At 67.8% G+C, this 14,375-nt stretch carries 13 protein-coding genes; 5 read left to right on the top strand and 8 right to left on the bottom strand.

Annotated features, from left to right (window positions below; all coding sequences use genetic code 11):
- Positions 1 to 68: 68 nt before the first annotated feature.
- The 4 genes from ACTWPB_RS03625 to ACTWPB_RS03610 all read left to right on the top strand — a co-directional run bounded on the left by ACTWPB_RS03625 (position 69) and on the right by ACTWPB_RS03610 (position 4,601).
- Complete coding sequence (locus ACTWPB_RS03625; protein WP_446224310.1) at positions 69 to 2,198, top strand: ATP-binding cassette domain-containing protein; 2,130 nt, start codon at positions 69 to 71, stop codon at positions 2,196 to 2,198.
- Complete coding sequence (locus ACTWPB_RS03620) at positions 2,195 to 2,992, top strand: energy-coupling factor transporter transmembrane component T family protein (RefSeq protein ID WP_446224309.1); 798 nt, start codon at positions 2,195 to 2,197, stop codon at positions 2,990 to 2,992. The genes ACTWPB_RS03625 and ACTWPB_RS03620 overlap by 4 nt, the downstream gene beginning before the upstream one ends.
- 182 nt (positions 2,993 to 3,174) lie before the next feature.
- Positions 3,175 to 3,807, top strand: a complete 633-nt coding sequence (locus ACTWPB_RS03615) for an ammonium transporter (protein WP_446224308.1) — start codon at positions 3,175 to 3,177, stop codon at positions 3,805 to 3,807.
- 152 nt (positions 3,808 to 3,959) lie between these two features.
- Positions 3,960 to 4,601 (top strand): cysteine hydrolase family protein, encoded by a 642-nt coding sequence (locus ACTWPB_RS03610; protein ID WP_446224307.1) that lies wholly within the window; start codon positions 3,960 to 3,962, stop codon positions 4,599 to 4,601.
- Positions 4,602 to 4,664: 63 nt separating this feature from the next.
- Here the strand turns inward: ACTWPB_RS03610 and ACTWPB_RS03605 are convergent, their stop codons facing one another.
- From ACTWPB_RS03605 to ACTWPB_RS03580, 6 genes are all read right to left on the bottom strand, one after another.
- Positions 4,665 to 4,844 carry an antitoxin gene (locus ACTWPB_RS03605; RefSeq protein WP_378915720.1) on the bottom strand — a complete coding sequence of 60 codons (180 nt, stop codon included), beginning with the start codon at positions 4,842 to 4,844 and terminating at the stop codon, positions 4,665 to 4,667.
- A 74-nt stretch (positions 4,845 to 4,918) separates the two neighbouring features.
- Entirely contained in the window at positions 4,919 to 7,177 is a 2,259-nt protein-coding gene (locus tag ACTWPB_RS03600; protein WP_446224306.1) for an ATP-dependent DNA ligase, read from the bottom strand.
- A 51-nt stretch (positions 7,178 to 7,228) separates the two neighbouring features.
- Positions 7,229 to 7,474: an antitoxin gene (locus tag ACTWPB_RS03595; RefSeq protein ID WP_446224305.1), complete on the bottom strand. Its 246-nt coding sequence runs from the start codon at positions 7,472 to 7,474 to the stop codon at positions 7,229 to 7,231.
- A gap of 27 nt (positions 7,475 to 7,501) precedes the next feature.
- Positions 7,502 to 8,635 carry an MBL fold metallo-hydrolase gene (locus ACTWPB_RS03590; protein ID WP_446224304.1) on the bottom strand — a complete coding sequence of 378 codons (1,134 nt, stop codon included), beginning with the start codon at positions 8,633 to 8,635 and terminating at the stop codon, positions 7,502 to 7,504.
- Entirely contained in the window at positions 8,635 to 9,363 is a 729-nt protein-coding gene (locus ACTWPB_RS03585) for an enoyl-CoA hydratase (protein ID WP_446224303.1), read from the bottom strand. The genes ACTWPB_RS03590 and ACTWPB_RS03585 overlap by 1 nt, the downstream gene beginning before the upstream one ends.
- 16 nt (positions 9,364 to 9,379) lie before the next feature.
- The gene (locus tag ACTWPB_RS03580) at positions 9,380 to 10,645 is read right to left on the bottom strand and encodes a zinc ribbon domain-containing protein (RefSeq protein ID WP_446224302.1); all 1,266 of its coding nucleotides are present in this window, start codon (positions 10,643 to 10,645) and stop codon (positions 9,380 to 9,382) included.
- A gap of 107 nt (positions 10,646 to 10,752) precedes the next feature.
- Between ACTWPB_RS03580 and ACTWPB_RS03575 the strand changes: the two genes are divergently transcribed.
- Positions 10,753 to 11,895 (top strand): NAD(P)-binding domain-containing protein, encoded by a 1,143-nt coding sequence (locus ACTWPB_RS03575; protein ID WP_446224301.1) that lies wholly within the window; start codon positions 10,753 to 10,755, stop codon positions 11,893 to 11,895.
- Here ACTWPB_RS03575 and ACTWPB_RS03570 read toward each other — a convergent pair.
- Complete coding sequence (locus ACTWPB_RS03570; protein WP_446224300.1) at positions 11,876 to 12,730, bottom strand: aldo/keto reductase; 855 nt, start codon at positions 12,728 to 12,730, stop codon at positions 11,876 to 11,878. The two genes, ACTWPB_RS03575 and ACTWPB_RS03570, sit on opposite strands and share 20 nt — an antisense overlap.
- Before the next feature lie 101 nt (positions 12,731 to 12,831).
- Positions 12,832 to 14,343 (bottom strand): carboxyl transferase domain-containing protein, encoded by a 1,512-nt coding sequence (locus ACTWPB_RS03565; RefSeq protein ID WP_446226224.1) that lies wholly within the window; start codon positions 14,341 to 14,343, stop codon positions 12,832 to 12,834.
- Positions 14,344 to 14,375: the final 32 nt, after the last annotated feature.

Genomic DNA, 14,375 nt, shown 5'->3' with positions numbered 1-14,375 from the left:
CACCAACCCCACACAACCTCCACATCAGCCCCACACCCGCAATCACGACCCCCTGGCAGACTGGACACGTGAAAGACAAGCCCGTGGGTCTGCCCAGCGGTCCCCTGCGCCCGATCGAACTGGCGAGCGGCGCGGTGATGGCCGGGCTCACCGTCGGCCTCATCACCGTCGGCTCACTGGTTCCCATGGCTGCCGCGCTCCAGCTCGTCGCGGCAGTCCCCCTTGGCCTGCTCGCCCAGCGCTATCGATTGCGAGCGCTGGCCACAGCCACGATCGCGGCAACGCTGGTCACCTTCGTGGCCGCAGGCATGATGCCCGCGCTCGGCGTCATGGGCGCGACCACCGTGGCGGGAATCATCGGGACGGTGAAACGCCGGGGCGGCGGATTCCCCGCCGTATTCGCGCTCGGCATCGTCGCCGGCGTGGGCTGGGGACTGTTCTCCGTCGGCAGTCTGCTGCTCTTCTCGCGAACCAGAGACCTGTTCTTCGAGGCGTTCCGCAATACCGCGAAGGGCATCGAGAACCTGGCGGGCCGGACGGCCGCGCTGGAGCCGCTGGGCCGGATGGCCGCCGAGACCGTCGAGGTGGTACTGCGCTGGTGGTGGATCTACATCGGCGCCACGGTGGCGCTCGGCGTGCTGGTGAGCACGGTGATCTCCTGGTTCGTCCTCGGGGCGGTCCTCGATCGACTGGCCTGGCTGCCGGGCAGTGATCGGCTCGACGCGCCGCCGGATGATCGACCGGTCGGACCGCTGCCGGTTTCCCTGCGCGGGGTCGGCTATCGGTACGAGGGCACGCAGGTCGACGCGCTGGCCGATATCGATCTCACCATCCGTCCGGGCGAGTTCGTCGCCGTCGTCGGTCACAACGGCTCCGGCAAGTCGACCTTGACCAGAGTCCTGGCAGGCAGACCGCCCACAACGGGTGCGGTGGATCGTCCGGGTTCGGCGGGGTTGGGCGCGATCGGCGGGACCGCGCTGGTCCTGCAACGTCCGGAGAGCCAAACCCTCGGCGTCTCGGTCGCCGACGATGTCGTGTGGGGTCTATCGGCGGAGTCGGCCGCCGAGGTCGACATCGACGCGCTCCTCGCCGAGGTCGGCCTCGCCGACATGGGCACCCGCGAAACCGCCACCCTCTCCGGCGGGCAGCAGCAGCGCCTCGCCGTGGCCGCCGCGCTCGCCCGCCGCCCCGCCCTGCTCATCGCCGACGAAGCCACCTCGATGATCGACCCCGACGGCCGCCGCGAACTCGTCGCCCTGCTCGCCGAACTCCCGCGCAGGCACGGCACCGCCGTGGTCCTGGTGACCCACCACGAAGCCGACGCGACCGCCGCCGACCGGGTGATCCACCTCGCCCGTGGCCGCATGGTCGACCACCTCGCGAGCTGGCCCAACCCCGCCCGCGACCAGCGCCGCAGGCCGATGGGTGCCCCGATCCTCGAACTCACCGACGTGCGCCACACCTACAACCGCGGCACGCCGTGGGAGGCACCTGCCCTGCACGGTGTCGACCTGTCGGTCCGCAAGGGCGAGGCGCTGCTGATCGTCGGCGGCAACGGGTCAGGCAAGTCGACACTGGCCTGGATCATCGCGGGGCTGATCGCGCCGAGCTCGGGGCGCTGTGAACTGCGCGGCACCGCGGTCGACAAGCAGGTCGGCGGGGTGGCGCTGGCCTTCCAGCACTCCCGGTTGCAACTACAGAAACAGACCGTCGGCGCCGAGATCGCCGACTGGGGTGGGCGGGCGACCGGTTCCGGCGCGGTCGGGCAGGCACTGGACGCGGTGGGCCTTGATCGCCGCCTCGCCGCTCGCTCGATCGAGGAACTCAGCGGCGGGCAGGCCAAACGGGTGGTCCTCGCCGCCATGGTGGCCAGTCGCCCGCAGGTGGTCGTCCTCGACGAACCGCTGGCAGGCCTGGATCCGCAGGGCCGCGCCGAGATCGTGGAACTGCTTGCCCGGCTGCGGGATTCGGGGTTGACATTGATCATCATCTCCCACGATGTCGCCGAGATGTCCATGGTCTGCGACCGCACCGTACACCTGGACGGCGGCGTGGCGGTCTCAGCGGACGGCCACGCGATCCCGAGAACCGAACGCGCACTCGAGAAGTCGGCCTTCGTGGCCGGTCTGCCACTGGTCCGCCGCGGTGACGAAGGCGCGACGGCACACACCAGCGCACCGAAAGGCACGACCCCATGAGCACAGTGCTGCTGCGTGAAGTACCGGTCGACAGCGTCGTGCACCGCCTGTGGGCAGGCACGAAGATGATCGCCGCGTTCGGAATCAGCCTGCTGCTGATGTTCCTGCCGTCCTGGCCGGTTCTCGGCGTGATCACGGCTTTCCTTGTGCTGATCTGGGTGCTGGCGCGGCTGCCGCTCGGCGCGATCCCCCGGCTGCCGTGGTGGTTCTGGGGACTCGTCGTACTCGGCGGCCTGATCAACGCGCCGATCGGGATGACGGCGGTGCTCGGCTACCTACAGATCTTCGTGTTCGGACTGGTCTTGGTAGCCGCCTCGTTCCTGATCGCCTTCACCACCCCGATGGGCGAGATCGCCCCCGCACTCGCGAAACTCGGTGCGCCGCTGCGCACATTGCGCCTGCCGGTCGACGAGTGGGCCGTGGTGGTGGCGCTGACACTGCGCGGATTGCCGCTGCTGTTCGACGAGATCCGGGTACTGCGCGCCGCACGCAAACTGCGCCCCAAGGACAACCTGCTGCACCGCGCCGCCGACAACCCGCTCATCGACATCCTCACCGCGTGCATGGCGGTGTCATCGCGGCGCGCGGGCGAACTCGGCGAGGCGATCACCGCGCGTGGCGGCACCGGGATGCTGACAGCGGAAAGGGCTGTCCGCCGCGGGGATGCCGTCACGGGCCTGGGCGGGCACACCATGACGCGCCCGAGCGCACCGCACCGCCGCGACGCGATCGCGCTGGCGGTCGTCGGCGCGGTCTGCGCGGGTGCCGTGCTGTTGAGCAACGCCATCGGCTGAACGCGGTATTCAGCAATACCCCGAATTCATTGCCCCGAAACCCTATTGCACGATATGGTTCTGCACGGAATCGAGCTAGGCAGCTTCACGCGCCGATCACGAACTTTCTCGGGGGGGAAGTCACCACCACGGCGCTTGTTCGAGCACTCACACCTGATGAAGTCCAGAGGGGAAATGTTCCTATGATCATCCGCAAAATCGCCGCGGCTGCCATTCCGGTGCTCGCGGCAGCGCTGGTCGGCACCGGAGTAGCCGGAGCCGACCCGGTGACGCCGAATGTCGAGTACCGCACCGAACTGGTCGGTAACACCGTCATCACCACGCTCACCCACGGCACCTTCGCGATCACCGGCGGTGCGGTCGACATCCGTGACGAGGCAGGCGCGACCCTGATCTCGCTGCCCCTCTCGGTCCGCGACGGCAGTTTCGAATACCCACTGCCGCACACGGTTCGCGAGGACAGCCGGGTGCTCGAGCTGACCGCGGTCAAGGACGTCGCGGCGGCGAGGCCCAACCTGACCCCGGTCGCCTCACCCGCCGAAAACTATGCGGCGCAAGCGAACTTCGCCTCAACATTCGGCCTCGCCACCGCCATCGGTAGCTTCGTCGGAATGGCCATCGGTGCCGTAATCGGCTTCGTGGTCGGCTTGCCAGCGGGCGGGGTCGGCGCGATTCCCGGCCTCATCACCGGCGCCAGCGTCGGCGGGATCATCGGCAGCCTGGTTGCCGGCGGTCCGGCGCTGATCATCGCGGGCATTGATCTGATCAACACCTGGAACGCCCCTCCGGGCACCACCCAGTGGGCAGCGAAATAGTCTGCACTACAGACTGATTGCCTGATCGCCCCGACGCCGACACCGGCGTCGGGGTGACTCGTTTCCGGTGCTCGCCATTCGGTCACCTGGTCGCTCGCGACAGGGGCTGGCGAGTCTCGACAGACTCGCGAAGGACGACGATACTGGCGTCGGTGCGACAAGGAAACGGACTCGACATTCCCGAAACCCTCGGCGATCTGTGCGCGCCCGACCGGATGGCGCTGATCGTCTACGACATGCAGGTCGGCGTCCTCGGCCAGCTGCCCGACGGGCAGGAGATCACCGAACGCGTAGTGCGGGTGGTCGAAGCGGCCCGGCGTGGCGGCTATCCGGTGATCTTCCTGCGGCACTTCTTCCCGCCGCGGCGACTGACCGGCGTGTACGGGATGCGGCTGCTGATGAGCTGGCAGAACGCCGAATCCGTCGACGACGTGGCCTTCATTCTGCAACGCGATACGCCCGCGTTCGAGCTGGTACCGGAACTGGTGCCGCGCGAGGACGAGCTGGTCTTCGACAAGATGTCGATGTCGGCATTCGAGGGCACGCCCCTTGCCACCCTGCTGCGCGATCTGCGGATCGGCTCCTACGCCATCGCCGGTGTCGCGCTCGAAATCGGGATCGCGCCCACCGTCACCCACTCCACCGACCTGGGTTTCGTGCCCGTGGTGATCGCTGACGCCTGCGGCGGTCGCGACAAGGAAGCGATGGCGCGCGCCTACGACGACTTCGCGTTCCAGGGCAATGCGCTGGTCACCGATGTCGACACGATCTCCGGCCTGATGGCCGGGAACTGACAGCTCGGCAAACAGTCAGCGCGATGATTCGGCGGGCCGGTGGTGATCGGCCCGCCGAGACAATCAGGCCTTCTCGCGCAGTGCGTTCTTGGCCGCGTCCTGGGCGGAGTCGACCTGGCCGCTGAACTTGCCGCCGGTCTTCTCGTCGACCACGTCACCGGCCTTGTCGATCACGCTGTCGACCTTGTCCGCATGCTGGGCAGCCATGTCCATCGCCTTGCCCGCCAGGTTCTTGAAATCCACCGCGTACTCCTCGTTGATTCGGCACCGGGTACAACGCGATTACCCTAGCAACATTGCAGCTTTCGCGGAGATCATCACCGCGGCGAACTCGTCACACCGTCCCATACCGGATGCCAGAGCCGTCCGGTGTCGGTCCACGCCTGGAAGCGGACCGTGCCGGTGAGCTCAGGGGTGACCCATTGCGCGTCATGGCGTTCGTCGGCGGTCATCTCGTTGGTGAACGGTGAGGTCTCACGCCGCAGCCCGGCCAGCTCGGCGGCGATCCGACGCGACTGTTCGTCACCGAATCCGGTACCCACCCGGCCGACGTAGATGAGGCCGTCCTCGTGCGGCACACCGAGCAGCAGCGACTTGAACGGGCGTTTGTCGCTTCGCCGCCACCCGCCGACCACCACCTCGCGGGAGCGCCAGTTGCGCTGTTTGAGCCAGGTCTGGCTGCGCTTGCCCGGCTGATACACCGAATCCAGCCGCTTGGCGACGACCCCTTCCTGCCCCTCCTCGCGACTGGCCTTCATCGCCTCGGCACCCGAACCATCCAGCAGCGCACTGACATTCATCGACGGCGACAGCCTGCCCAGCGCCTCGAGCACGGCGCGGCGATCGGTGTACTTCTTGCGCAGCAGGGAGGTGCCGTCGAGGTAGAGCACGTCGAAGGCGACGAACACCGCGCGGGCCGAATCCGCTTGCAGCGCTGAGATATCCGACAGTCCTGCGTCGTCGAGCACCACCGCTTCGCCATCCAGGACCACCTGGTGCCCGGCCAGTTCCGCACCGAGAACGGCCAATCGCGGATACCGAGCGGTCACCGTGTTACCCGCGCGACTGCGGACAGTGACCGTGCCGTCGTCGATCTCGACGATCACCCGGAACCCGTCCCATTTGGTTTCGAAGGACCAGTTCGCTGGGGTCAGCGATTCGACATCGCCCGCGGTGGCCAGCATCGGCGACAAGCCGCGCGGGAACTTGCTGTCGGCCACGGGGTCTCGACGGGACTGGTCGCGCATCAGGTGCATCAGCCACTGGTCGCCCTTGGTCTGGATGAACGCGTAGCGGCCGGACACCCGCTGTCCGTCGAGTTCGACGATCACCTCGTCGGAGCGCCACTTCTCGGTGACATAGGTGCCCGAATCCCAGATCGTCATCTCCCCAGCGCCGTATTCGCCCTGGGGGATGGAGCCGTGGAAGTGCAGGTACTCGAGGGGGTGATCCTCGGTGCGCACGGCGAGGCGATTGTGTTTCGGCTCGGTCGGCGGGCCCTTCGGCACCGCCCAGGAGGCGAGAACACCGTCGTGCTCGAGGCGCACATCCCAGTGCAGGCGGCGGGCGTGATGCTCCTGGATGACGAAGCGATTGCCGGGGCCTGGTTCCGGCGTCGTCTCGGGGACAGGCTCGGGGGTGCGCTGCGGGTCGCGCATGCTGCGGTACTTGGCGAGCGAGTCGGGGCGGGTCGGCAGTGGTGGATCGAGGTCGGCCAGCAGGTCGCCGTCGATTTTCCACCGGGCGAGTACCTCGTCGAAACGCAACTGGCGCAACGCATCAGCGTCTTCGATCTCGGCCCAGGTGCGGGGGGCGGCGGCATTGGGTTCGGCGCGACCGCGCAGCGAGTAGGGGGCGATGGTGGTCTTGGCGGCGTTGTTCTGGCTCCAGTCCAGCAACACCTTGCCGGTGCGGGCCGCCTTCGCCATGGTTGCCGTCACCAGATCCGGGTGCAGCGCTTCGAGATTGGCGGCCACCTGCTTGGCGACGGTGGACGCGCCACGCGAACTCAGCGGCCGATCCAGTGGCACATAGACGTGAATGCCTTTGCTACCACTGGTCACCGGGAACGCCCGCATGCCGATATCGGCGACCATCGCACGCACGGCCAGCGCGACCCGCGCGCATTCGGCCAGCCCGGCACCGGAGCCGGGGTCGAGATCGAACACGATCCTGGTGGCCGGGCCGCGATCACCTGCGTCGAAACGCCATTGCGGCACATGGATTTCCAGCGCCGCCTGCTGTGCGAGCCAGGCCATCCCGGCCTCGGAATCGATCAGTGGGTACACCACCCGGCGGCTGGAATGCTCGATCGCGGTGCGGTGGATCCACGCGGGCGCGTGCTCGGGGAGGTTCTTCTCGAAGAAATCGGCGTGGTCGACGCCGTTCGGCCACCGTTTCCTGGTGACCGGGCGACCGACGAGATGGGGCAGCGCAGCCTCGGTGATCGCCGAATAGTAGGCGATCACCTCGCCTTTCGTCGTACCGGTTGCCGGGTACAGGACCTTGTCGAGGTTGCTGAGCTCAACCTCGATATCCGGTTCACCCGGTGCGCCCCGAAATTCCCGGCGGACCATCGACGCGATCGCCAGCGGCGGGGACCGTCTACCGGTCCCCGCGCACCGGAATCAGGCCTTGGGTCCAGGATCGGTCGGTGCGGGGCCGCGGGCGGCAGTGCCGGGGCCTGCCTGCGGAGGCACGACCTTCTTGGCCGCTTCCTTGCCCTTCTCGATCTTGTCGCTGTACTTGCCCTTGGTCTTGTCATCGATGAAGGTGCCGGCCTTGTCGACCGCCTCATTGATCTTGTCGGCGTTCTGTTCGACCGTTTCCTTGCCCTTACCGAGCAAGCCCTTCAAGGTATCCACGAGACTCATCTACCGATGTTCCTTTCGAGAGGAGGGTCACTCGACATCTTCCCACCACGAATCCCGTGGTGGGAGGTCATTCGGAACCACCCGCTGGCCCGGCTTGGGCACTACGACCGGAGTACCCGCGTCGGCGGCGGCCGACACCAGGCGCCGGACGGGTTCGGACCAGCCGTGGAAGGCCAGATTGAACGTGGCCCAGTGGATCGGGACCAGCAGTCCGTAGGCGGCGTCGCCCAGGCACAGGTCGGCGTGTGCGCGCACCGCCTCTTCGGGGTTCATGTGGACATCGGTCCAGCGTTCGTCGTAGGCGCCGATGGGCAGCAGCGTGAGATCGAAGGGGCCGAGCACCGCGCCCGCCTGGGAAAACGCCTTTGTGTAGCCGGTGTCGCCGCCGAAGTAGACCCGCTTGGTCGGCCCCGACAGCGCCCACGACGCCCACAGCGTGGTGTTGCGGACCAGGCCGCGGCCGGAGAAATGCCTGGCCTCGGCGCAGGTGATGGTGAGGCCGCGGTCGTCGGGATCACGGCCGAGCGAGACCGAGCCACCCCAGTCGAGCTCGATGATCCGATATTCGGGCACACCCCACTGCCGCAGGTGCGCGCCGATGCCGGTGGGCACCACGAACGGGGCGAGCTGGGTGCGGACGAGTTCGTCGACGGTGGCCTTGTCGAGGTGGTCGTAATGATCGTGGGAGATGATCACCGCGTCGACGGTCGGCAGCTGCGACAGCTCGCCGGGGACCGGGTGCAGACGGGCGGGGCCGACCACCGGGGACGGGGAGACCCGTTCACTCCACACCGGGTCGGCCAGCACGCGGTAGCCGTCGAGTTCGACCAGCGCGCTCGCGTGCCCGTACCAGGTGACAGCGAGTTCGGCGGCCTGCTCGGGAACGGCGGGGGTGACCAGCGGGACAGGGTTCGCCGGGCGGCCGGCACGCCCCTTGGTGAGTCCCGACCAGATCAGCGACGGTGCCGCACCGGCGGCGAGCATGGAACTCGGCTCGGTGTTGTGGAAACGGCCGTCGCGGTAGGAGGACTTGCCGACCGCGGTCGGCGCGATCGCCGACGGGCCCGCGCCGATCGAGGTGGGCAGGCCCCACACCGCGCGTGCCATCCAGGCGAGACCGAAGGTGCTCGCCACCGAACCCGCCAGGCGTGTGATCCGCATCAGCGGCCCACGAACTTCGCCGGACGCTTCTCCTGCCGGGCCAGGCGGCCCTCTTTGGCGTCGTCGCTGCTCCACGCGGCTTCCAGCGCGGCCTGCTGTTGCGCGCTCGCCGGGTCGCCGGTGCCGTCGTCGTTGAGCATCAGTTTCATAGCTTGCAGCGACAGCGGCGCGAGTGCGGCGATGGACTTGGCCCAGTCCTTGGCGTCGGCGAGGGTGCCGAGCTTGTTCGCGAAGCCGTAGGCGTAAGCGTCTGCGGCGGAGACGGATTCGGCGCCGAGCAGGATCGTGCGGGCGGGGCCGCCACCGATCAGGCTGGCCAGCCGCGACACCGTCCAGCGGTCGACCGAGATGCCGAGCTTGGCCGCGGGCACCGCGATGTAGGCGTCGGGCTCGATCACCCGCAGGTCCGAGGCCAGTGCCAGTTGTACGCCCGCACCGAGCGCGCCGCCGTTGATCGCCGAGATCACCGGAACGGGAACCGATTCGATGGTGTGCAGCATGTCGAGCAGACCGCTCAGGAACGACTCGGAGTACACCCCCGACAGATCGGCACCCGCGCTGAAGATCGGGCCGCGGCCGGTGAGCACGATGGCACGCGCGCCCTCGGCCACCGCGTCGAGTACCGCGGCGCGCAACTGCCCGACCAGGTCCTCGTTGAGCGCGTTGCGCCGTTCTTCGCGCTGTAGTTCGATGGTGATCACATCACCATCGCGGGTCACGCCGAGCATGCAATCTGCTTCCTGTTCATTGCTCAGAGATGAGCATTCGGATGTTTCGCTCTCCGCACCCACACAGCGATGTGCTGGAGTCCTGGACCGGCAGTCTGGTCCGTTGGCGATCGGTCCGTTCCTGGAGGATCTGCTTCACCAGCGTGTGCTTGGTGTGCAGGGAGATGCCGGGATCTCCGCCTCGCTCCCGGATGTTGATCGCTGCGGCGTGGTCTGCTTGCCATACCGCCCTGCACTCGGTGCAGTGAAGTCGGTCCCCTTTGCGGACACCAAGAATATTCGTGAAGGGAACGACTTGGGAGGTATAGGCAGCGTTGACCAGCCGCACCGCAGAACCTCTGCGGTCCGACACGGCTTGAAGTGCTTCCGCGGTGACGCCCTTGGCCCACGCGGCGAGCCTTCGGTTCGTGTTCTTCCCCAGCTTCTTACGACCGGCGAAAGTCTTGGTGAGGACTTCGGTGTATCCCTTGTCGACGCCGAGCGTGCGGTTGCCGACCGGCCGATTCGAAGATTTCATCGTCTCGGCGTTGATCTGGTAATGCACTTCGACCCGGTTGCCGCGCAGGATCGGCCGCAGCGTGCCGGTGGGGGCGACGGTGGTGTTCAGCGGGATGCGGACGAGCTGTCGGCGTTCCAACCCGGGCACGGCCAGCCAGAGGTTCCCGCCCTCAGCGACAGTGAATGTCTTGTACTGATCGGCGCGGACCACGATCTGATTCGTCGTCTTGTTCCGGCCGTGCCGCCAGTGTCGGCGCATGAGCCTGGTCAGATACGAGTCCCTGTCCCAGGTGCCGCGATTGAGCGCGGTGTACAGGCGCTTACGCTCGGTATCGTTGTTGGTACGCCGGTTGATCGCCCGGCGGGCCTTGACCTTTGCGGCCTCGCGGTTCGCGGTGATATCGGCGACCGCGTCGCGCACTGTCTCCTTCCAGGCGTTGGCCAGCACGCCGAAGGATTGCGCGGTCCCGTCGACGATCCACACATCACGGATCTGCCGGTCCGACCACGCGAGACCCTGTATCGAACCGAACTGCCGCCACACCAGCGACCGCACCACACCAAGACGCCTGGCCTGCTCTTGAAGCTGCCCATACTTACCGTCGTTGAGGCTCCGGCTGTAGGCGATGCGGGTGACCTTCACGCGCCACCGCCGGTCAGCTCGCAGAACTTCTCCACCGCCACGACCTGCGAGGCCCGATCGCCCTTCTTTCCAGGCTGAGATACCCGGCGGCAGAACACAACGGCCTGACCAGGGAACATAACTCTCGCCATAGAAGAACAACGGTCAGCCACCAGACGTAACCTCCCCAGAATCACCGGATTTCGTGGATGTTCCCACTCTGCCACAGGCCGCCGACAACGCCCGGTAAGGCGATAGCATCGACGGCTGTGGTTCACGATTATTCTGCCCCGCCTGCGACGGATGTCGACATCCTGGTGATCGGCGCGGGTCAGGCAGGGCTCTCGGCCGGGTACCACCTGCGCAAGCTCGGGCTGGTGCCCGAACGCGATTTCCGCATTGTCGACCACGCACCAGGTCCCGGTGGCGCCTGGCAGTTCCGCTGGCCTTCGCTGACCCTGACGACGGTGAACCGAGTGCACGATCTGCCGGGGATGTCCTTCGCCGAGACATTGCCCGCCGGGTCGGAGTCGGCGCGCGCGGCAACTGCGGTGCCGCACTACTACGAGCTGTATGAACAGCGCTTCGACCTGCGTGTTCAACGACAGGTGACGGTGAAAGTGGTCTGCGATCGGACCGCCGACGGCCAGAGCTGCGCGGGCCGTGGCGAGGTACTGCAGGTGGAAACCGAGGGTGCGGGCACCTTGCGCGCGCGGGGTCTGATCAACGGCACCGGCACCTGGGAGCATCCGTTCATCCCCCGATATCCGGGCGCAGGCACCTTCACCGGACGCCAGCTGCACACTCGCGATTACCACACGGCTGAGGAGTTCGCGGGCAAACAGGTGGTCATCGTCGGTGGGGGGATCTCGGCAGTGCAGTTGCTCGACGAAATCTCGCTCGTGACCTCCACCACATGGGTCACCAGGTCGCAGCCGCGGTGGCGGGAGACGCCGTTCGCCGAGCAGGACGGGCGCGACGCGGTGGCACTGGTGGAAGACCGCGTGCGCGCGGGGCTGCCACCGGGATCGGTCGTCTCGGTGACGGGGCTGGTGCTCGACGAACGTTTGCTGGCCGCTCGCGAGCGGGGTGCGTTGCGGCGGCTGCCGATGTTCGAGCGGATCGAGCCCACCGGCGTGCGATGGGCCGACGGCAGTTTCCAGGCGGCCGACGTCATCCTGTGGGCGACCGGTTTCCGCAGCGCACTGGACCATCTGGCACCGCTGCGGCTGCGCGGACCCGGCGGCGGGGTCACCATGACCGGGCGATTGGCGACCCAGGTGGCCGTCGACCCGCGCATCCATCTCATCGGCTACGGACCGTCGGCCAGCACGATCGGCGCCAACCGGGCGGGCCGGGCCGCGGCCCGGGAACTGACCGGCTACCTGGGGATCAGGCCAGACCGACGCTGAACGTCGACGGATCGGCGCCGACCCGTTTGCCCGCGTCGAGGCGGCCGATCGACTCCATCGCCGTGGCATCGAGCTCGAAGGTGAACACGTCGAAGTTCTCGGCGATCCGCGACGGCGTAACCGACTTCGGGATGACGATATTGCCCAGCTGCAGGTGCCACCGGATGATGACCTGCGCGGGCGTGCGGTCGAGCTCGGACGCGATGGCGGCGATGGTCGGGTTGTCGAGCAGGGTGCCCTGCCCGAGTGGGCTCCACGCCTCGGTGGCGATCGCGTGATTGGCATCGTATTGGCGCAGGTCACGCTGGGAAAGTGTGGGATGTAATTCGATCTGGTTCACCGTGGGGGTCTCGCCCGCCTCGGCGATCAGGGTCTCCAGGTCGATCACCCGGAAGTTGGAGACACCGATCGAACCGATCCGGCCCTGCGACTTGAGCGCCTGGAACGCGCGGAACGTGTCGACGAAGCGGCCTGCCGACGGTACGGGCCAGTGGATCAGATACAGGTCGAGATAGTCCAGGCCGAGGCGCTGCATGCTGGCATCGAAGGCACGCAGGGTGCTGTCGTAGCCCTGATCGGCGTTCCACAGCTTGGTGGTGATGAAGAGTTCGTCGCGGGGAATCCCCGATTCACCGATGGCGCGGCCTACGCCTTCCTCGTTTCCGTAGACCGCGGCCGTGTCGATACTGCGGTAGCCGACCTTCAACGCCTCGGCCACCACCCCGGTGACGTCGTCCGCGGGCACCTGGAACACACCGAAGCCGAGCTGTGGGATCACGTTCCCGTCATTGAGCACGATGGTGGGGACAGGGCTGCTCTCGCTGCGGAAGGTCACCCTCTCGAAGGTAGAAGTGGTTCGGTGTGGCGTCAACGACGGCGCGTCGCGTGTTTCCCCCTGGCACAAAACGGGGCGCTGGTCAGGGGATTGCCGGTGGCTCAGTACGCGGCTCCGGACAGTCCGATGCGCCGGTATCGGGTCTGCCGCATCGATCGCAGTTCGGCGGGCTCGCAGGTGCGCAGCGCGGCCAGTTCGGCGGCGATCGCGAGGACCGTGCGACGGGCGAAGGCGACCGGTTCGTCGGCGGCATCCGGGTACTCCTCGACGATGCGGTCCACCACACCGTCTTCGAGCAGGTCCGCCGACCTGATACCTTGCGCCGCAGCCATTTCCGGAGCGTGCGCGGTATCTCTGAAGACGATGGCGCTTGCCCCTTCCGGCGGCAGCGGGGCGAGCCAGCCGTGTCTGGCGGCGAGCACCCGGTCGGCGGGCAACAGCGCGAGCGCACCGCCGCCGGTGCCCTGGCCGAGCAGCACGGAGACGGTGGGCGTGTCGAGGGTGACGAGATCGGCCAGGCAGCGAGCGATTTCGGGGGCGAGCCCGCGTTCCTCGGCCTCCTTGGACAGGGCGGCACCGACGGTGTCGATGACGAGCACCAGCGGCAGCCGCAATTCACGTGCCAGCACCATCGCCCGCCGCGCCTCGCGCAGGGCGGCCGGACCCATGGTGTGCTCACCCTCCTGGCCGGACCGGTCGTGCCCGAACACGACACACGGCTGACCGGCGAATCGGGCGAGCGCGTGCACCACGGTGCGATCGGACTCGCCGCGACCGGTACCGCTGAGCGGAACCCGTTGTGTCGTATGGCGAAGCAGGTCCCGAATGCCCGGCCTGCCCGACCTGCGTGAGCTGAGCACCGAATCCCAGGCGCTCGCAGCCGGATTCGCCGGTGTCGCCGGACTGCGCACCGGCGCAGCCCAACCCGGCTCGGTCGCCACCTCGACGACGACACCGCTGGCGACACTCATCGCCCGGTGGGCGATCCGGCGGAACACCTCCACTGTCACCACACCATCGAGCACACCGTTGCGATAGAGATTCTCCGCGGTCTGCACGCCCGGCGGGAACGGCCTGCCGTACAAGGCCTCGTATACCCGCGGCCCGAGGAACCCGATGAGCGCGCCCGGCGCGGCGAAGGTGATGTGCCCCAACGACCCCCACGAAGCGAACACCCCACCCATCGTCGGATCGCGCAGGTACACCAGGTACGGATGTCCCGCCCCCTTGTGCACGGCCACCGCGCCCGCGATCTTCACCATCTGCACGAAAGCGACTGTCCCCTCCTGCATCCGCGTGCCGCCGGAGGTGGGCGAGGCGATCAACGGCAGCCCCAGTTCGGTAGCGCGCTCGACCGCGCGCACGATCCGCTCCGCCGCCGCCACCCCGATCGATCCGGCCAGAAACGCGAACTCACAGGCGATCACCGCGACACGGCGACCACGCAACAACCCCTCCCCCGTCAGCACCGACTCATCGGTACCCGCCCGCTCGGCCGCGACGACGAGCTCGCGCCGATAACGCGGCGACATCGCGGGCTCGATCGGCGCCCGATCCCAGCTCACAAAAGAGCCCGCATCGAGCAACTGGCCGAGCAGGTCATCCGCCGACATATGCACGCTATGAGCGTAGCGGGACCGGGTTC

The organism is Nocardia sp. IBHARD005 (assembly GCF_052814245.1).
Note: the sequence above shows the minus strand (reverse complement) of the source record. Positions and strands in the feature narration are given on the sequence as shown.

Bases quoted from the DNA above. Each gene is read 5' to 3' on its own strand.
- ACTWPB_RS03620 (WP_446224309.1), top strand. From the start codon at position 2,195: ATGAGCACAGTGCTGCTGCGTGAAGTACCGGTCGACAGCGTCGTGCAC.
- ACTWPB_RS03615 (WP_446224308.1), top strand. From the start codon at position 3,175: ATGATCATCCGCAAAATCGCCGCGGCTGCCATTCCGGTGCTCGCGGCA.
- ACTWPB_RS03600 (WP_446224306.1), bottom strand. From the start codon at position 7,177: ATGGTCCGCCGGGAATTTCGGGGCGCACCGGGTGAACCGGATATCGAG.
- ACTWPB_RS03595 (WP_446224305.1), bottom strand. From the start codon at position 7,474: ATGAGTCTCGTGGATACCTTGAAGGGCTTGCTCGGTAAGGGCAAGGAA.
- ACTWPB_RS03590 (WP_446224304.1), bottom strand. From the start codon at position 8,635: ATGCGGATCACACGCCTGGCGGGTTCGGTGGCGAGCACCTTCGGTCTC.
- ACTWPB_RS03585 (WP_446224303.1), bottom strand. From the start codon at position 9,363: ATGCTCGGCGTGACCCGCGATGGTGATGTGATCACCATCGAACTACAG.
- ACTWPB_RS03565 (WP_446226224.1), bottom strand. From the start codon at position 14,343: ATGTCGGCGGATGACCTGCTCGGCCAGTTGCTCGATGCGGGCTCTTTT.